Origin of the sequence: Furfurilactobacillus curtus (assembly GCF_045862785.1) — a bacterium.
GTDB classification, from domain to species: domain Bacteria; phylum Bacillota; class Bacilli; order Lactobacillales; family Lactobacillaceae; genus Furfurilactobacillus; species Furfurilactobacillus curtus.
The window spans coordinates 758-21,826 of the sequence record NZ_BQXO01000008.1 but is presented as its reverse complement, the minus strand read 5'-3'; the positions used below and the strand labels follow the sequence as shown (position 1 = coordinate 21,826).

The following is a 21,069-nucleotide window of genomic DNA, read 5'->3' as shown; positions in this document are numbered from 1 at the left end:
GTTCGAGTTACCTGTATTGCTGTCACCGGTGTTGTTTGAACCAGAGTTCGAGTTACCGGTATTGCTATCACCAGTGTTATTCGAGCCGGCGTTTGAATTACCTGTGTTGCTGTCACCAGTGTTGTTCGAGCCACTGTTCGAGTTACCAGTATTGCTGTCACCAGTATTGTTTGAACCGGAGTTCGAGTTACCAGTGTTACTGTCACCGGTGTTGTTCGAACCACTGTTCGAGTTACCTGTATTACTGTCACCAGTGTTGTTATTGCCAGTATTGTTGTTACCGGTATTGTTCGCTGTATATGTCACCATGATAGTGACATTTTTCGTGTCAGAAGTTACGGTCTCGGCATCAACTTCTGGTGTATCAACTGTGTATCCTGTAAATGTTGGACTTGTCACAGCTGCCCAAGTTGGGTCTCCTCCTAAAGCAACCTCCCAATCTGACGTACTAATGACTGATCCATCATTGGGATCAGTAGTGACCGTTTGACTAAATTGTACCTTCTGAATGATGGACGAAGGCGCCGCAACACCGTCATCAGAAACCACATAAACAATTGTTCTAACGACTGCTTTTGAATTAACCGTCACTTTGTTCTTTAAATAGTTAACGGTTAGCATATTAGCGGCACTGCCATCAATGCCCAAACTACTAATGGCATAATTGTTCTTTTTATCGAGTGTGTACCCGTCCTGTTGATCGGGATTAGAAATGGTTACGGCATCACCAAAAGTCGCAGCAATGACATCACCAAATTTAGCATGAATAGTTGGCCCACCGTTGATTGAATAGTCAAAGCCTAATCCAGTGGTAGTACCACCAGTTGCTTTTACCGTAAACGTAGTCGAAACGGCCGTATAAGTGACGATAACGTTACTGTCGGCTGGCTGAGTCGTCGTCGCGGTCAACGTAGTATCTGGAACGCTTGTCACATCCGCCGTATAGCCTACGATGCTTGGCGTTGTTACTGCCTTAGCTTGCGTTGTTGGCGTGTAAGTGGTTATCCCGTTCACGGCGTCTTGATCCGTTTGCCAGGTAATTGGTTGTATTTGTTTGGCTGGTGTATTGGCACCGGCACCAGTGTAATTAATTGTTCGGTTCGTGGTCAGCGTACCAATATTGTGCTGGTGCGCCAAACGAACTGTTACCTCACTAGTGCCAGCGGCAAAGACATAATCAATGGTCCCTGATTGACCAGTAGCCAATTGATAATTTGTTGGCACAACAACGGTATACGTTCCAGTACCATCCGTGACACCGGTTAACGTGACTGGTTCCCCAACTGCATTGTTAGCATCGTCGGCGTCCACGTAATTAACCGTGATCGTCGCTGGGTTAGCTGTATAAGTGACCGTAACCGTATTATCCGTTGGCTGTGTTGTTGTCTTGATAAAGTTAGTCGCTGGAACACTACTTTTATCTACCGTATAGCCAGCGATCGTTGGCGCAGAAACTGCGTCCGCTTGCGTTGTTGGTGTATAGTTTGTCACGCCAGTAACGGCATCTTCATCGGTTTGCCAAGTGATTGGCTGTGTCTGATTTGCCGGCGTTTTATCGCCAGCACCGGTGTAGGTCACGATCCGGTTGATCGTCATTGTGCCCATAACGTGTTGATGAATCAGATGCACAATCAACGGCGTATCGCCAACGCCAAATGTGTAAGCGATCGTCTCAGCTTGATCCTTGGCCAATTGATAATTGGCCGGCAATTTCACAGTGTATGAACCGGTACCATCTGTCACACCGGTTAATGTTTCAGCCGTACCAACCGTCTGATTAGTGTCGTCATCCACGTAAGTCACGGTGATCGTTGCCGGGTTAGCGGTGTAGGTTACAGTTACGGTGCTGTCCGTAGGTTTGGTTGTTGTTACTGGGAAATTAGTCGCGGAAACAACTGGTTGATCAGCGGTATAACCAGCAACGTTTAGGGAAGTCACGGCTTCAGCCTGCGTTGTTGGTGTATAAGTGATTACGCCAGTTACAGCATCTTCGTCGGTCTGCCAAGCAACAGATTGTGTTTGGTTTGCTGGTGTTTTAGCACCGGCCCCGACATACGTGATTGTTCGGTTTGTGGTCATTGTGCCAGCAACATGCTGGTGAATCAGATGCACCGTCAGTGCCGTGTTACCGGCGCCAAACGTGTAAGCAATCGTCGGTGTCTGAGCCTTAGCCAATTCATAATTAGCCGGAACGATGACTATATATGAACCGGTCTGATCAGTAATTCCATTCAGAACTTCTGGTTGGCCGACCGTCTGACCTGTTGTGTCATCGTCCACGTAAGTCACGGTGATCGTCGCCGGATTAGCCGTGTAGGTCACGGTTACAGGATTGTCCGTTGGCTTAGTCGTTGTTGGTGTATACGTTGTTGCTGAAACAGCCATCTGATCCGGCGTATAACCGGCGACTGTTGGTGCCGTTACTGCATCAGCCTGCGTTGTTGGCGTATAGGTAATTACGCCAGTCACGGCATCTTCGTCGGTCTGCCAAGCAATTGGTTGTGTTTGCGCTGCTGGTGTCTTAGCACCGGCCCCGACATATGTGATTATCCGGTTCGTCGTCATTGAGCCGATCTTATGCTGGTGAACCAAATGAACGGTTAACGCAGTGTCACCAACGCCAAACGTGTAGGCAACCGTCTCTAATTGACCATCAGCCACCTGATAGTTTGTTGGTACAGTGACATTGTAAGAACCAACCTCGTCAGTGACACCATTTAACGTTTCTGGCGTCCCAACTGTCTTGCCACTGGCATCGTCATCCACGTAAGTCACGGTGACCGTCGCTGGGTTGGCCTTGTAGGTCACCGTAACGGTACTATCCGTTGGTTTGGTTGTTGTTGCTGTAAATGTTGTGGCTGGAACATTAGCTTGGTCGGGCGTATAACCGGCGACTGCTGGTGTTGGCACAGCGTCAGCCTGTGTTGGTGTATAAGTGATCACGCCAGTCACAGCATCTTCATCGGTTTGCCAAGCAACAGATTGCGTTTGCACCGCTGGTGTCTTAGCACCGGCCCCGACATACGTAATTGTCCGATTCGTGGTCATTGTGCCAATATTGTGCTGGTGAACCAAATGAACGGTTAACGTAGTTTCGCCAACGCCAAACGTATAAGATATTGTCTTTGCTTGATTTTCAGCCAACTGATAGTTGGTTGGGACAGTGACATTGTAAGAACCGGTCTGGTCTGTAACACCATTCAATAGTGCCGATGTAGAAATAACCTTGCCACTTTCCTCATCATCCACGTAATTAAAGACGATTGTGGCCGGATTAGCCGTGTAAGTTACATTGATGGTGTTATCTGCTGGCTGTGTAGTCAACGTTTCATTACTACTTGCTGGAACAGTAGTCTTATCTGGTGTATAACCAGCAATCACCGGCGACTCAACCGCCGTCGTTTGAGTGGTTGGCGTTGCTTGCCAAGTGTCTGCAAACAAGTCATGACTCGTATTCCAACTAATCGTTTGCACATTATCTGTGACTGCGGTCGAACTTGGTGTGTCAACGTAATGAATCGTCTGTGTCGTCGTGGCCGTAGCCGTTGCAATCTTGTGCGTGACGTGAATAACAAACGACTGAGTTGTTGTCGTATCGTCATCAAAATATGCAGGCGTCACCGTGTAATCAGTGCCATCGCTGCCAAGAATTTTGACCAGGTTAAGATTATCCGAACCTGTGACGTTTTTGCTTAAAAAGTCAGCAAAATCAATGGCCGATCCGGCACTGCCCGTTGTTGGCAAAGCGGTTGTTAAAGCAGTATTGGTCGTGTCATCTTGAATTTGAATCGTTGCATTTTGAACAGGGATGATATAGTTCAGCGTAAATTGGTTGGAACCATCTTGCATCTGTAAGTGATCAGCGGAAGCCTGATCAAGGCTTGCACCAGTCGGTGTGACTGCCCAAACAGTCACGTTATCACCAAAGTGTAAATTAGGTAAAGCGGCGGTGTAGACTTGACTGGTTCCAGTCTGCACCACATTAACAGACATAGTTGCTCCTTGGCCATCAATTTGGTAGTAGACAGTCTTGATCAACTGATCAGTCGTAGATGTGCCAGTAACGTTGATCGTCACATTAGCAGCTTCAACGTTACGTGTGAAAACAACATTTAAAATTTCATTTGCACTACCAAATTTTCCAGTTAGCATTTGCCCAGACTGTAAGGTATAACCTGGTAACGTTGTTGGAATGGTCGTGGACATATCATAGGCATCATTGGTTAATCCAGACGTCGACCAACTAGAAGCCACTGTTGTCTGAATTGAATTATCATTTTCATCCACGGCGTTAAATTGATACGTTACTTTAGTCGCTGGCAAATATTGCACTGTGACAAATGAATCAGTACTGCCAAAAGTCCCGCTTAATTGGGTCACATCCGTTGCGTAGTAGGTCACCCCACCAATAACGATGTTTTGATGGCTAGATTCATTGTAGGTGCTGCCAATTGCTCCGGTTTCCGTCCAACTACCGTCCATACTTACACCAGTATTGGCATTTACAGGATTAAAAGTCACAGTGGAAGCTTGTATTAATTTAACCGTATAACTATATGGATTACTTGGATCGCGATAGATCGTTACGATCGTTGGCGAACTTTGTTGTGGCTTAGTCGCATTTGTTGCATATATCCATCCAGCAGGCGGAACTGGTAAAAGATCCTTCCCTAATAGATAAGTCGTATTAACTGCTTGACCTAAGCTCGGATCGGTCACGGCTGCGATATCCACGGGTACCTTAGTAGCCAAACGACTAATAGCATCGTTAACGATTGAATTTCCATTGGCATCGACACCTTGGAACTTCACTTGAACAATCGAATATTTTGTTTCATCGACTCCAGATAAATAGATATCGTAATATAGCTGTTTCGTTGCACCACCGAAAGATGCATAATTAGTCGCCGCAGTATAGGTCGTCTGCTGAGCAACATCTTGATTACTCGTAGAATCCTTCATAACAGCGTTGAGGACCGCTTGACCGCCTTTGGCTTCCAACATCCACTGATCAAAATCAGCTTGACTCGTCAGTAATTTACCATTTTCACTATCGGTGGCCGCTTGCGTACGCAAAGCGACAAGTTGGGCAATTTGATAGTCTGCGTACTTTTGGGCCAATTCTGTAATTGTCAATCCGGAGCTGGTACTAAAGGTTGGCGCAGCGGCTGAAATTAGTGCTTCATATGCAGCTTTATTATCACCGCTATCACCTTGCTCGATGATATTCAGATCTTTATTACGTTGTACTGAATACGCTCCAGCGATCGCGTAAACAATTGCCTGCCTCAACTGTGTATAAATATCGCCAAACAACCCATACTGAATTCGGACACCATACTGCATAACCGTATCTTTAGTGGCTGCAACCCCATTTGTTTCTACACCTAATGTCGTCTGGTCCTCTGCTGTGCCGAGGTAAATCGGTTGCTGTTTGTTTGCGTCATAGCCAACAATATAATGCAAAAAACCGTCACTTAGCGTTGAGTTAGCATAAGCAAACATTAGCTGTAATGTCGATAGTGGATCCTTGCCGCCTAAGTATGCAGCGACGTTAACGTCCATTTCAGGCATCCCAGAAACTAATTCTGAAATAGTTGCAGGCATGCCTAAACCATTAGAAACAGCGTTCAAGTTGTTCGCAATTGCAGCGTAGACATCTGCCGCACTCGCATTTTGCGTAGGGACCAACCCTAAAGTATTCATTGAACCTAATTGTTCAAAAGCATGTGCAGTCGTATTAAAAGTTGCCTCATCGGCGATTAGGCCAACGTAGAGCGACAAAGTATTATTGATTGGGTCATTAATTTGTGCTATCGAAAAAAAGTTATCATAGTCAGCTGTATCGGTATTACTAGTCAAAAAGGTATACGAATTATCTGAAGCCTTATATCCGACATAGGTGTACGTTTTCCCAGCCCGTGGAACAACAGGAATGCCATTAGGAGCGAGCGTAGTATTCGAAGCGAGTCCTGCACTTAAACTATTACCCAAGAAAAGTGTTACCAACGATGCAAGATTGGCCGCAGTTAAACCAGCCTGCGCTTGCGTACCCTCTTTCCAAAAACTATTTGCCAAGTCATCATAATAAGTCGTATCAGTAGATTCATTTGGTGTTGGAATATTGGCAGTTAATGCTTTTGTAAAAGCATAAATTCCGTTATACATTTGAGCCATCGTATAACGATATCCAGCGATGTAATCAACCTTATTTGTCGCACCACTGAGCTTGAAATTACCAGCAACAGATAATCCTGCATAATAGCTATCAATATTATCACTACCCGCATTCGCTGGTGTAAGCCACTGACTCAAAGCATAGAAAACCATCGGACTTAGTAGGCTTGCATCTTTTGTTGCCGCCGACATGCCTGCTTGAAAGTCCGTCGAATTGGCCGCCACATACTCGGCCCCGGCTACGGCCGTTGGATCAATTACATTACCATTCAAGCTTGCTGCAGCATCCGTTAAATTAATGACCACATTAGTATCAAAACCATTTTTAGCCAGTAAATCTTTAACCGCTGTTAACTGATCATCTGAAGAACCTGACACTGTCACCGTACCATCAGTTAACGTGGCTGAATATCCTGATGGTAAGGCCGTCGTTAGCGCTTGAAAACGATTATTAAGACTATCCCCTGTATTACTGGTTACGTCCGTTTCACTAGTTGCTAAAGAGGCTGCCTCAAGAGACCCGGCGGCAATTGTGGAGCTTGAGGAGGTCTTTTTATCGCTAGTATTGCCCGACGCTACATTTGATGCGTCTTTTGCCAAACTAGCAGAGCCAGCTTGAACGGACGTTTTCGTCACAGGCTGAATTGAATCATTATTGACAGTTTCAGCCGACGAAGCCGTACCCACTGCAGAACTCGCCACATCAGCCGACGCAGATGTCACTTGACTCAAGGATAATGATGACGCCTGATTGTTGCTTGTTTTAGCAGCATCCGATCCGCCAATTATTGTCGTTGGATTAGCTGTCGACTCGATATCAGCCTTAGCTAAAGTCGGTTGCAATGCCACCAATCCAAACGTCAACATTGTAATGCCCGAATAAAGCCACAATTTACCAGCCTTGTACATTTTAAAATGCGTATTGCGATCTGTTAGTGCTCGCTGCAAACGTCGATTTTTACCCGCAAAGTTCTTCATACTTGTCCCCCTCCAGATTGTCATTACGCGTTCCGTCCCTCTGTTCAGCAAATAACATTGTGTCTCATTAAGATTTACACAATTTATTAACTGCGCCGCTTCAACAATTGTTTTATAGGCAACCACAATTTAAAAATCATTGCCTGGGCAATTGTAAACGCGTTTAACCACATTTAAAAATAAAACGCTAAAACAATTTCACACGTTAATATTAACACCGGTTGTCTGTTTTTTTAAGTATTGTTATGAAACTTATGCAAAACATTTTTTAAATATTGTTATTTATCAATAATCAAAACAAATAAGTTGCCATCCCAACGCAATATGACTAGTCAAGGGACAACTTATATCCATCAAATTTATAAAACCTTAGATGCCACAAACTTTTAGCGCTTAAAAGAAAAATCGCTGAAAATTCATCATCATCAAATACTGCAAAATTTTTGCCTATTTTTAGACGATCAACAAGTATCGCCACTACAGATAAGCAATTTAACCAATGTTAAGCCAATAAAAATTTTCTCGCCGATAATCGACACATTACTCATCATGCCATTCTCGAGCTTCGCGGTCTTCATCAAAATCTGTAAGATCTATCTCACGAATCAGGCGCGCTGGATTGCCGGCAATCACGACATTATCACCAAAGGACTTAGTCACGACTGATCCAGCACCAACGATCACGTTATCCCCTAATGTGACACCACCAAGAATAATCGCACCTGCACCGGCCCAAAAGTTGTTACCGATTTTAATGTTTTTTCCGCGAAAAACATTGTTGATGTGCCGTGAAATTGGGTTGCGCGGATGATCTGGTGTCACTAATTGCACATTAGGCCCCAACATGCAATTATCGCCGATTTCAATCTGTCCGCCACCAACCAAGCTACAGCCCACATTGGCATAGAATTGATCACCAACACGTACTTTTGAACCCAGTTGTAAATAATAGGGCGGATAAATCGAAATTGCATCTCCAACACTCGCCACATTGTTTACGAATAACCTAACCGCCTCATCGTGGCTCTGCGCACCATTTACATAAATTGTCCCTTGGTTTTGTTGCTGATATTGTGGATCGCCCCAGTCTACATGATGCCAGCGTCCTAACAGATCCAACTCAGCTTCAGTCTTTGGCTGCTTTATTGGCGGAAGTAATCTCGCCAATTGTTCTGGTAACTTATCACGATTGTCGCCATGCAGAATATTGGTAAACACTGATACATGAGACAAATCATTTAAACCAACGGTCACCTCATCAGTCATGGTTAAGATGGTCGCTAGCTGATCATTCTCAACAACCATGTCCTTTAAAACGGCGACTAATAATTCATCCCAGTTTTTCACCCGGAGAGCCTTGGCATCTCCGTGTCGGTACCAGTCGATATAATCATCCATGACATCCAGCACAATATGCTCACGGCCTGCCAAATATTGAGAATGCACGATGCGTCCGTCTGCTTGATGGAACTGATGTAAACTGACAAAGCCGCGCTCGTCGATTGCGAAAGTTTCATAATTGCCGTTTTCTCGGTACAAAGTTACGTTGATAGGAACGGCTTTTCTAATGCGTACGGTCGCCACTTTACGGTCTTCATTAAAATAATCCTGAAACGCTTGGTTTTCCTGTTTAGCAAGAGTTAATGACGACAAATTTGGAATCAATGCTTCAAGAATTGTGGAAAATGATTCTGGCTTAATTGCTAAACCGCTTAAATAGTCATACTCGTTAATACATTCAGCAGATGTCAGGTTATTAGTCGCCAGTAAGGTCGAAAATTTCGCCGTAAATTGCGTTAATAAAATTTTTGCCGACTGTCCATTTTTATTAAGCAGTTTAACTAAGCGGACCGCTTGGAAATCAGGTTGTTTTGCAACAATAAATATCATTTTCCACACCCAAATATAATTAATTTTCAAACACTGCATTTGACACAAATCATTTGTCAAGGAATCAAAAGAAACCGACCACTGATCGAATGCCCGGTCTTCCGCACGAATACAACCTTGCTTACCGAATGGTTTTAATTATTCTAGCTGGGTTCCCAGCAACTAGTACCTGATCGGGAATCGTTCCGCTGACAACACTGCCCGCACTGATGACAGCATTATTGCCGATTGTCGTTCCTGGTAAGATTGTGACCGAACCGCCAATCCAGACATTATCACCAATAGTAATGGGTTTTGCATAACTATAGCCCTCAAATAAACGACTCTCGGCATTTAATGGATGATTAGAGGTGTAAAAGCTTACATTCGGTCCAACTAGACAATGATTGCCAAATGTAATCTTGGCCCCACCAATAAAAGTAATATTGTGATTGGCCCAAAAATGATTGCCTAAATGAACATCTTCGGGAAAATCAAAGAAGACGTTACCTGCAAAGTATACGTCCGGACCTGTCGTACCAAATGTCTGTTGAAATAATTTAAGACGTTTCTGCGCATCAGTTTCTTGGTTAATTGACTGTTGACGCTGGCGCATCTCATTTCCATAAAGAGGTTCGGTCAACAGACGATGGCCGGCATGCTGTTGTTCTCGAACTGTGTTCACTTTTTGTCGCAGACTTGCTACTTCATGCTCGCTGGCAAGAACCGCGTCTCCTTTACCAACCTCACCAGTCAATGAGAAGAGCTTTTGATACGGTTCTGCTAGCAAACGATTCCAAGCCACAACAAGCGACGTAAAGTTCGTGTAAGTTTCCTTCAACCAACCATGCAGGACCTCTATTTTAAATGGTATTTCGCCTTCATGTCGTTCAAAGTCAAAATATTCGCGAATAATAATGTCGCCATCGGTATTCAAATAGTCCTTCCTAGCGACCCAATTGTTAGCCGCAAATTTAAATCGTTTAAATTCGTGACCATCTGGCAGGTAGTAATGACGTAAATCTTCCCCGCCATCAACACGAAATTCAGATAGTTCTTGAACTGTTTGTCGACTAGTATCAAAGAACTTACCAGAAATTAACGATTGCCCATCAACATTAAACAAGCGAAAACCAAGTTCCTCAGTCTCAATTCTTTGATGAAACTGAGCGGCGATTTTTTCGGCATTTAAGTCCCCACCAGCCGCAAAGATATCCATGTTGCCCATTTCGCCATACAAATAACGCAACTGCACCGGTAATAACCCGCTGCCAGAAAATCGTTGACCATCATTGATGTTATAGTGTTGTAATATCAGGTCTGTTTGCTCCGTTGATAGTACAAAGGTCCCTTTAATCGCATCATCATTGAACGTTCGCGTAATAATTGACTGCTTTGTCGACATGTTGTTGACCACCTCTTTAAAATCGCCTCAAACTACTTTAATAACTCAGCCCATTCAGGTACAGCAATTTGTTGATTGATACGTTCAATCTTGCTTCGTGCCGCTACACCCATTTTTTGACGAAGCGCATCATTTTGTAAAATATCAATCGTAGTCTGGGCTAATTGTTTCGAATCACCAGTTGCGACAAGCCGTCCCTCTACGCCATCCTCAATGAGAGTCGACACACCATAGTTAATCTCATAGGCAATTGCAGGCACCCCAGCCGCCATTATCTCAGCCATCGCCGTTGGATACACTTCGTAATGGCTGGTTAACAAGAACAAATCCGCATTTCTTGTAATTTCTTCAATCTTAGTTGCATCGGTTTTAAAAGTGACGGCTTCGCTAAGTCCACTAGTGTTAACCAATGTTTGCAACTGTGAAAAAAGCTGGTGGTCCACAACTGTTCCATAAATTGTGAGCGTGGCGGTCGGTAACTCACGATAGACGCGCCGAAATGCTTTAATGCCATCTTCTAGGCGATTCACCGGTGTAATCGCTGCGTTCATGATGAGCCGCTGACCCTGTAACTTTGCAGATGGCTCTGGTATCGGCATAATCGGCGTAACAGCTTTGACGGTTAGTTCTGGCCACCGGTCAGCTATATCAGCAGCTTGTTGCGCAGTGGCAGCAACTAGCGGTATATCTGCAGGTATTGCAGCAAGCAGTTGTTGAAAAGCTTGTGTAGGTTGGCCTGACTGTAATCGCCGATAATCGTTAGTCTGCATTTGATCCAGCATCATGAAATTTTCTGCCGGTGTGTGCATGTCTGCTAAGGCGCTGAGTTGAACAACTGAATTAGCAATAAAGCGATGGTGTCCACGCTGATTTAGAGTGTCAAAAAAATAAGCAACTAATTGATGAAATTGTTGGAATACTCGCCATTGACCGTCACGAGCATGTAGCCGAATTAATGCGATCTTAATTTGCTCACCTTCACGATGGTAACCAAAAGTCAATCGCACTGCGCCATCCGTATCAAAAAATTGTTCCAGTGCGACACCACCGTCTTGTCCGTATGTCGCTTCTAGACTTTTAAAACCACGGCTATCATAGTAGATGCTTCGCACAAGTCGATCATGCTGATCAAAGTAAGCGATTTGGTCAATCTGGTCAGTCTCGTCAGCAATTCCAGCAGAAAGCAACGTTACCCGCACCACCACTCGCTGGCGTTCATTAGTGAAATTAATCACATCGCCATTACCAGGTTGTTTGGATAGGTTGTCAAATTGCAAATCATCCAGCCGTGCTTTGGGTCCAATGTATTTCCCAACACGTTGACAATAATCAAATAAATTCAATGATTTCAAGCCAGCAAATCCTGCACGCCGTTTAAATCCCAATCGATCATATTGTAACGTAACGAGCCGATCATCTTGCTGCTGGCCTAATCGAAGTTGCCATCGCTCAATTTGTGCTTGATCTAGTTCAGATGGAGTTTCGCTTAACTGATCAATTAAAAATTCATTCATTTATTTCTCCTCCTCGCTTACGATGCCAGCATCTTTCCAAAGCTGCCAAATATTAGATTCGGAAAAACGATCCGCAAGTTCATAGGCATGCTTGGACATCTCTGCAAGTTGAGCCTGATTCTCTAGAAGTTGTCGCATGCGCTGAGCAAGTTGATCAACATTGCTATTTTCAACTAAATAACCGTTCTGCCCATCGACAATAACGTCGGCACTACCGTAATTACAATCGTAGGCTACTAGGGGAACACCGTGCGCTTGTGCTTCAACCAACGCCATATTTAACCCTTCATAGCGACTGGAGAGAGCCAACAATTGTGCCTCGTTGTAAACATTATCAATATCATTCGTATACGAAACGAATTTCACCGCTGTCGTTAGTCCAGCCGCTGCAACTTGTTGTTGTAACTGCTGATATAACTCATTGTCATTGACATACCCATGAATAGACAAAGTAGCTTCAGGGATCGATTGATGTGTGATAGTGAACGCGCTAATTAAATCCTCTAGCCGTTTTTGTTCATGAATGCGAGCCACACAAATAACATGATAGGAACGACGCTGGGTGAAGTCTTGTTGAGGAGCTTGTAAAATTTCATCGCTCACCGTTGGCGCCGGAATGCGCCATACTGGTAAGTCTGCTTCATCAATCCCCTGTTCCTTAATTCGCGCAGCCATGTCATCGCGCTCGCGCTGCGAAGGCACAATTAAACCATCGAATGCGTCGGCAAATTTCATCTCCATGGCAAATGTGTCATATGCCTGACCAGTAGCTGGATGATCATAGTCAGGCGTATAAATATTGTGCCAATAAACATAATGTTTTGCTGGTTGCTTCATTAACCGCATTGGCGTATCCATTGCGTAAGCCCGATCAGAGATAAACGTCGCTAGAGTTTGATCTTGACTGGCAAGCCGGTCCAACACATACGCGATCACTTCATCACTATTATCATAAATGTGCTCACCTTGATCAGTTGAAAGGATCCATAGTGTATCTCCAATATTGCCTGTTTGCGGATTACGTTGATAAAAGGACGTAACCACCGGTTGACCATCCACGCGATAATTGACTTCCTTAGTGACACCGCCATCTTGACCATAAAAATCGGTCATGCTCTTAAAGCCCCGCGGGTCGTAGTAGTCAGCCTGAACCAGGGATCCCACCTGATCAAAATATTCAACGTGATCAACCAAATCAGTCCGTGCAATTTGTTGATTAAAACCATGGATGACGAATAACCGTCGTTGTCCTGCCATCACAATAATTGCCCCGTCCTGTTCAACGATTGTCAGTCGATCATCATCTGGAATCACAGCTTGAATGGTCACTGACTCAGATGATGCCTGGTCTGCTTGTTGCAAAATGTCAAAACAGTTAATCACTTCATCGGTTGTTAGATCATTGGCAGATAAGTCTCTTGCCATAAAACGATTGTAGCGACGAACAATTATTTTGGCTGCAATCCCATGTGCTTGAAATAAGCGTAACCGCTTGATCTGCGCATGTTCGATTCCAGAAAGCTGTGAAGCAAATGTGTCAGTCAAAAAATAGTACATTTTGCACCATCCCTCAAAAAGGCTTAAGTCATTATCAGCAAATTAATTAGCTTTTACGTGTTATTGAATTTCATGATCACGCTCATGATTATCAATGACATTGTGTTGCCATTCTTGCCAAATATTGTCTTCACTGAAGCGACCGGCGCTTCGATAAGCGCGTTCACTCCATTGATTCAATTGTGCTTCATCGGCTAGCAAATCTATCAACGCCGTCGCCATGCCGTCAATATCAAAATTGGCAACTAAATGACCATTAATACCATCTTGAACCACCTCAGCTGGGCCATAATTACAATCGTAAGCCGCTAAAGGGACGCCATGAGAAAGTCCTTCAACTAATGTCATCGGCAAACCTTCATACCGGCTTGTTAATGCAACTGCTTGCGCGGAATCGTACACATCGCTTAGACTCGGCAAGTAATCTTCAAAGGATACAACATCAGTTAACCCTAAATCGACGACCTGCTGATGTAATTTTTGATTTAGTTTTTCATCATTTACATAACCGCGAATTTCAAGTGTTGTAAAAGGTAATTGTTGGTGCACTTTTGCAAAAGCGCCAATCAAATCTTCAAGCCCCTTTTGTGGGTGAATACGTGCGACACACAAAATTTTGCCCCGCTTACGGTCACCCATTGGAACAACCGGCTGTGGCAAAACATAAACTTGTCGGGCTGTAACAACTTCCATAGCCGGAATCCGTGCGGTGAGGTCCTCTCGCTGACGATTTGTCGGGACGATTAATGCATTGAGCCGGTTGGAGTGATCGGCTTCATTCTTAAAAACTGATCCTAATGGACTAGTTAACGGATTGTTCGGATCATCGACTTGAATGTTATGCACATAATCAAACCGACGCGCTTGCGTTTTCATATTTAGTAAGGCCGGATCAACAATCTCTGTCCGATCGCCAATGAACGTGTTCAGCCCAACATTTTGTTCATTTAATGTGTCATAAAAGAAGGTATTTAATTCATCTAAGTCCCCAAAGAAATACTGCTGGCCTTTATATGTGAGGCACCAAGTACCGTTTAGTGGTTGATCTGTAGACGTATAATTTACCGATAATACCGTTGTACCAGTAGTGTTCAAGTAGTCTGTTTGCGCGATTCCATCCCGCTGGCTATACCAATCAATCGAACTTAAGAAGCCCCGTACATCGTATAAATCTCTTTCAACTATATGTCCGTAACGATCATAGATGATGACTTGTTCTACTTGATCCTTTTCATACATCGTTTGATCCGTAAAGACATGAATTTCTACGCGTAACTTACCCTGATCCTGATAAAGATATCGCCAGCCATCAACAAACGACCGGGTTAAGCCTGGAAAATGCAGATCATCAACGTGCGTAATCGTGCCAGTATATATCTCAACGCCTTGGAAAAAGTTGAATAAGTTCACTACATCAGCATCTGTAAGCCCCATTCGGCGTATATTTAAATGAAGATAGCGATTGTAATCGCGGGTCGCAATTTTAGCGGCAATCTGATGGTCCTTAAATAGCCGAAGACGCGTCCTTTGCGCAACTTCAATCCCTGAAAGATTCCAATCTAACATTTGCGTTAAAAAGTAATACATTTCATCCCTCTTTTCTATCAACAACCCCAGCTGCAGTGTAAGCACGCCAAATGGATTCAGCGTCGTATTGCTGTGCGCGTTGTCTTGCCAAATGACTCATCACAATCAGGCGATCTGAATCAGTCAGTAATTGGCTCGTCTGTTTGGCAAACTCGTTGACGTTATTTATCGGCGTTAATAGACCACTATTTTCAGGGTCAATAAAATCACGGGGGCCGTAATTCAGATCGTAACCTACTGTTGGCACACCAAAACTGGCTGCTTCGACCATTCCCCGGTTAAAGCCTTCGTATGCACTGGTTAATAGGTAAAGTTGCGCTGATTCAAACATGTCTTGCTTTTTAGCCGTAAACGAGCGAAATGTGACCGCTCGTTGCAAGCGTAAACGACGCACACTGTCATCCAATTCACGCTGAACATTACGATCAGAAATATCACCAAAGATATCTAAATGGGCCTGTGGATGTTCACGCACAATTTGCGCAAACGCCGCGATCATTTGATCCAATTGCTTTTGCGCATCGATTCGTGTCGCAGCAACTAACCGCATTGGCCGCTTAGAAATACTTGCCACCTCGGCCGGTAGATTCTCTAACACGATTGATGGAACCACGTCAACCTTGGCATCATCAGGCAATACTTTTGCCAATGCAGCCGCTTCAGTTGCGGTTGGCGTCAGCCACCCGGCTATTTTGGCCTGATGGTCAATCTGATTTTGCAACGTTTGATAAACGTCCGTCGGTTGTTGCTGTAAATAGTTCGGACTAAACACATTGTGCCAATAACAATAAACAGTGGCTGAAGTCTTCATCTGAAACAGGCCATCATCAATTAAGTTCGGTCGGTCATCGATGAAACGATTGCCATCATCCAGCAAATTCAATCGGTCTAAAAAGTAAGCAAACATCGCGGGCTCGTCATCAAATAAGTGGCGCCCATCTTGATCGTTAACTTGGAATCCGGTTGCTTCGATATTGCCATTTGGTAGTGCTTGATAGACAGACGCAATTCGCTCATGGCCTTTAGGATCATACATAATTTCGCGGGCGACTCCACCATCACGTCCATAAAGATCACTCATGCTCTTAAAGCCGCGTACGTCATAATAATCTGCTTGGGCTAATTGCCCATTGCGTTTGAAATAACGCACGGTGTCAATTTGATCACGCTGATAATCATTACTATCCGGAAACAAAATCACTTCGACGGCAATTCGGCCAGCTTGAAAAAAAGTATATTTATTCGCCTCATGAATGGGACCCTCTAGCTGATTTAACTTTAAATCTTTTATTTTAGCGGGCTTCACGTTGGCTGACATAGCCTGCTGGAAAAAATCGTACATACCAACAAAATCCCCATCCTTTAAGCCTGCTCGTGTCGCGTTCAGTTGCAAAAAGCGATTGTATCGCCGGACAATGATCTTACTCGGCTGATGATGTCGATCAAATAAATGGAGCCGTTCCATTTGCGCCTGTTCAATCCCACTTAAATTATAATCGAGCATATTTGTTAAAAAGTAATTCATAATCACCTAGTCCTCCTGTAGTGATTGAACGCCATTTTGAAGCAAATTATCCCATCGCTGCCAAACCATTTCACTGTTAAAACGCGTGATATTTTGCGCGGCACGTTCACTAAATTGCGTCCATTGCTCATCATCTATCAATAGGCTAGTAATGCCATTGACCATCTGATTAATGTTGCCACTCTCACTAATGAAACCATCTTCACCAGCTTGAATGATATCTTTGGGACCGTAATGAACATCATAGGCAGCCACCGGCGTCCCTTGCGTCATGCTTTCAATGATGGATAAATTAAATGCTTCATATCGGCTGGTTAAAACTAATAAACGGACACGCTGATAGACGCGAGTCAAATCGAGCGTAAAACCTTTAAATGAAACAACCTCCTTTAGTCCCAAACGCGTAATTTGGTCTTGCAATTCCCTAAAGTATTCATCGTCTGTGACATAACCCCAAATTTCTGCACGTAAATCCGGTAATTTGGCATGCAATTGGCCAACGATTTGAATAAAATCTTCAATTCTCTTTTCGCGACTCACACGTGACACATAAATCACCGTTTGCTCTCGCTGACTGACTGGATTTAATTGCTCAACGGGGATTGGTTTATTCACAAAACCTATCGGGATCGAAATGGCTGGTTTACCCGTTCTAACTTGAACATCCTGTGCTTGTCGGGGAGTCCCTGTGATAAACCCCTTGAATCGATCCGCATGTTGCATTTCGAAAGCCATCGAGTTATTTAAACGTGATGTTAACGGTTGATTTCGATCATAAGTGTGAGCGGAATGTAGCATGATATAAATGATCACCTGATGTTTCATTTGAAACAAAGCAGCATTGGTGGTTTCCGCACGATCAGAAAAGAATCTCGTATTTGGCGTTTCAACTAATTCATCAAAGAAAAAGCGCTTTAATGCAATAAAATTTTCAAAATTATATTGCCGTCGTTGATAATTCAATAGATATGAACCAGACCGCCGCCAATGGATGATTGCGGGCTTCTGTGTTCGATAATTCCAATAAATCACCCAATTTTCACGACCGTCTTGATCGAAGAAATGGCTGCTTGATCTAAATCCCCGAACATCATACCAATCTTGGCGAAGTGGGCGTCCAGTGGTTGGATCAGACCAATTGACACTGCTGACCTGTTGGCTAACAAAGGGATAATTAAAGCCATCATCTCGATTCTGAAAGAGCTGAACGTTCGGATTACCGGTTAATCGGCCAAGTCGCGCAACAGTAACCGCCGTTTCAATCGGGACTAAACCAACAGTGGCTTCTTGAAAATAATCAAATAAGTTAATGGTCTGCCGATCAGTCAAACCGTTATGCATTAAATTCAAATGTCCGTAAGCACTATATTCAACAGTAATAATCTTAGCCGCTTCATTATGCTGGTGAAAAAGATTGAGACGCTGCTTTTGGGCAATTTCGATACCAGATAGTTGATAGTATAGTTGGTTCGTAACAAAGTAATTCATACCTGATCAACACCCCCTACCATTCACAACGTTTTTGTTCATTTCAATAATTTTGACAAAGACGTTTGATCTAACTTATTCCAAGTAAGTACGGCGTTATCTCGTGCCAATGACCTTAATGCTTGATCATCCCATTGCCAAACATTGGCAGTAGGTAGACTACCATTCAAAAAATTTAATGACTTTGGTAACAGCACGGTGTCATGTTCCTTAACTCCGTACTGACGGCAAAAGTAGCTAATCAACTGCTCTCGACTGGTAAATGATGCCATTTGTTCATCATAATGTTGAATCATGGTATTAGTCACATCATCGTGAACCTGTTGGTAAAAAAAGATAGTCTTTTCGTGTCCGGATAAATCGAACATCACTTCTTGCGCAACCCCGCCGTTCACACCATTGATCACACTCATACTCTTAAATCCACGAACATCATAATAGTCACCAGAGATTTCATTACCAAACGGATCAAAGTAGTGAACGCTGTCGACCAATTCGGCATCATTTTTGCTATTTTGAAATAACGTCACCGCCAATAATTTACGCCCGTTTTGAAAAAAATAGATCACGTTATCCTGTCGTACAGTCGGCTCATCGGCCATGATTCGTAAATCGGCCAAGCTCGACGGGTTATCTGGTTTAACCATCGTTTGATTTAAGACATCGAACATATTTTGATCCACATGACTGAACCATTGCTGTTGTTGCTGAAGGTCGCGATGAAAGAAACGATTATAATTCAAAACAACTACTTGAGACTGACCAGCTAATGCTTCAGCTCGAGAAAGTGCCGTCATCAAGCGATCATCCATTTCGTCATACCAATTTATAAAAACGTAATTCATTTAGGCCTCCAAAATATCTGGCATTTCCTCCACCATATTATCAATCATTATCAAAAAATACATCGATACGTAACTGTTCTACTACTTTAACTATACCACTCAAGTAGTACCAATTCGCCTGTTTTATCATGCTTATAGACCATGGACGACGACGTTTATTACCTAAAAACACCCATTTCCTTTCGATCATTCAAAAATGAATTATGTAAGTAAGAAGGACCCGCAAAATTGCGAGTCCTTCTTTACGTCAGTCATTAAATTTTCTAGTCATGACGACGTTTCTTAGTTCCCAACAATCCTAATGCAGCAATTAATCCAGTTAGACCAACCATTAATAGCGCATCGTCTGAAGTCGCATCAGTTTCTGGCAAGCCAGCCTGTTCATTAGCAGATTGCTTAGTGTCTTTATTCTGCGAACCAGAGCCCGCTCGAGTCACATTAGCAACCATCTGACTAACACCAAATTTCGGTGTTTTAGGCTGATTTTCCAAACCGATTGGGCCCTGTTCGTTGGTTGAACCAGTTCCAGCATGGTTAGAACCACCATTGTTGTTACCAGAGTTAGAAACTCCAGTGTTATTGGAACCACTGTTACTGTTACCCGAGTTTGAGTTGCCAGTGTTGTTCGCGCCACTGTTACTGTTACCCGAATTTGAGTTGCCAGTGTTGTTCGAACCGCTGTTACTGTTGCCGGAGTTCGAGTTGCCGGTGTTGTTTGAACCACTGTTACTGTTACCCGAGTTTGAGTTGCCAGTGTTGTTCGAACCGCTGTTACTGTTGCCGGAGCTCGAGTTACCGGTGTTGTTTGAACCACTGTTACTGTTACCCGAGTTTGAGTTGCCAGTGTTGTTCGAACCGCTGTTACTGTTGCCGGAGCTCGAGTTACCAGTGTCAGAACCAGCCAAGACAGTTACCGTAAATGTCTTAATGACCGGATCGGAGAATCCAACTGTAATGGTATAAGTTCCCGGTTGGTTGATGTCAACAGTACCAGTCCATTCAATTACATTATCGGTGATGAGTGTGTCGAATTGATCCACATGGACAAACGCAATCTGATCCAGAGGAACTTCATTTCCGTTCGCGTCAATAACCTTCAAAAGGTTTTGGGCCGGTGTCCAGTCGTTGCCAACAGGTTGTGAACTATCCTTAACCACCATGTCGGCTTGCGTCTGAGTCAATGTTACTGTCGATGTGCCAGTAACATAGTTTCCTTTACCGTCTTTAACATTACCCCAGGCAAACGCGATTGTTGCGGTTCCGACATCAGTTAGTGAGCCAGTGACCGTGTATTCAATTACGTTACTTGGAATAGTGTCAACCGAATCAAGCTGGTCAACTTTCCGGAACTCAACTGTACTGAGATCAACCGCTTGCCCATGATCATCGACTAATGAAGTCAAACTATCACCAGGCTTCCATTGATAAATGCCACTAACACCAGTGGCTGGCTTTGTTGTCATAACCGGATTAGCCAAATTATCACCAATCAAATTATCACCAACGTTTCCGTTACCAACATTATTATTCCCAGTATTGTTCGAACCGGTGTTGTTGTTACCGGTGTTATTGTCACCAATGTTGTTATCACCGGTGTTGTTCGAACCAGAGTTGCTATTCCCAGTGTTGCTGTCACCAGTGTTGTTTGAACCAGAGTTTGAGTTACCGGTGTTGGAATCGCCAGTGTTATTCGAACCACTGTTACTGTTCCCAGTATTACTGTCACCAGTGTTATTCGAGCCGGAGTTTGAATTACCTGTGTTGCTGTCACCAGTGTTGTTTGAACCAGAGTTCGAGTTACCAGTATTGCTGTCACCAGTATTGTTTGAACCGGAGTTCGAGTTACCAGTGTTACTGTCACCGGTGTTGTTCGAACCACTGTTCGAATTACCACTGTTTGAGTTACCGGTATTGCTGTCACCGGTGTTGTTCGAGCCAGAGTTTGAATTACCTGTGTTGCTGTCACCAGTGTTGTTTGAGCCGGAGTTTGAATTACCTGTGTTGCTATCACCAGTGTTGTTTGAACCAGAGTTCGAGTTACCGGTGTTGCTGTCACCGGTGTTATTCGAGCCAGAGTTCGAATTACCGGTGTTGCTGTCACCGGTGTTGTTTGAACCAGAGTTC

11 protein-coding genes are annotated in these 21,069 nt (G+C 43.8%); 1 reads left to right on the top strand and 10 read right to left on the bottom strand.

All coding sequences use genetic code 11. The annotated features are described in order from the left end of the window. The 10 genes from ACKTR2_RS09740 to ACKTR2_RS09695 form a co-directional block, all read right to left on the bottom strand. Positions 1-7,155, bottom strand: a 7,155-nt coding sequence (locus tag ACKTR2_RS09740; protein ID WP_407884924.1) for a mucin-binding protein, incomplete at its 3' end; no start/stop codon positions are given. 540 nt (positions 7,156-7,695) lie between these two features. Continuing rightward, positions 7,696-9,045 carry a DapH/DapD/GlmU-related protein gene (locus ACKTR2_RS09735; protein ID WP_407884922.1) on the bottom strand — a complete coding sequence of 450 codons (1,350 nt, stop codon included), beginning with the start codon at positions 9,043-9,045 and terminating at the stop codon, positions 7,696-7,698. Positions 9,046-9,166: 121 nt separating this feature from the next. Then, positions 9,167-10,429 carry a sugar O-acetyltransferase gene (locus ACKTR2_RS09730; RefSeq protein WP_407884920.1) on the bottom strand — a complete coding sequence of 421 codons (1,263 nt, stop codon included), beginning with the start codon at positions 10,427-10,429 and terminating at the stop codon, positions 9,167-9,169. Between the two features lie 32 nt (positions 10,430-10,461). Further along, positions 10,462-11,943: a glycosyltransferase gene (locus tag ACKTR2_RS09725; protein ID WP_407884918.1), complete on the bottom strand. Its 1,482-nt coding sequence runs from the start codon at positions 11,941-11,943 to the stop codon at positions 10,462-10,464. After that, a complete protein-coding gene (locus tag ACKTR2_RS09720; RefSeq protein WP_407884916.1) occupies positions 11,944-13,500 on the bottom strand; it encodes a glycosyltransferase in 1,557 nt (518 codons plus the stop codon). 60 nt (positions 13,501-13,560) lie between these two features. Next, positions 13,561-15,087: a glycosyltransferase gene (locus ACKTR2_RS09715; protein ID WP_407884914.1), complete on the bottom strand. Its 1,527-nt coding sequence runs from the start codon at positions 15,085-15,087 to the stop codon at positions 13,561-13,563. Position 15,088: 1 nt separating this feature from the next. After that, on the bottom strand, positions 15,089-16,612 hold the full coding sequence (locus ACKTR2_RS09710; RefSeq protein WP_407884912.1) for a glycosyltransferase: 1,524 nt from the start codon (positions 16,610-16,612) through the stop codon (positions 15,089-15,091). A gap of 6 nt (positions 16,613-16,618) precedes the next feature. Further along, positions 16,619-18,100 (bottom strand): glycosyltransferase, encoded by a 1,482-nt coding sequence (locus ACKTR2_RS09705; protein WP_407884910.1) that lies wholly within the window; start codon positions 18,098-18,100, stop codon positions 16,619-16,621. 38 nt (positions 18,101-18,138) lie between these two features. Beyond that, positions 18,139-18,945: a hypothetical protein gene (locus tag ACKTR2_RS09700; protein WP_407884908.1), complete on the bottom strand. Its 807-nt coding sequence runs from the start codon at positions 18,943-18,945 to the stop codon at positions 18,139-18,141. A gap of 263 nt (positions 18,946-19,208) precedes the next feature. Then, positions 19,209-20,408, bottom strand: a complete 1,200-nt coding sequence (locus ACKTR2_RS09695; protein ID WP_407884906.1) for a bacterial Ig-like domain-containing protein — start codon at positions 20,406-20,408, stop codon at positions 19,209-19,211. Here ACKTR2_RS09695 and ACKTR2_RS09690 point away from each other — a divergent pair. Further along, positions 20,374-21,069 (top strand): hypothetical protein (locus ACKTR2_RS09690; RefSeq protein WP_407884905.1); only part of this gene is annotated, 696 nt, incomplete at its 3' end. The two genes, ACKTR2_RS09695 and ACKTR2_RS09690, sit on opposite strands and share 35 nt — an antisense overlap.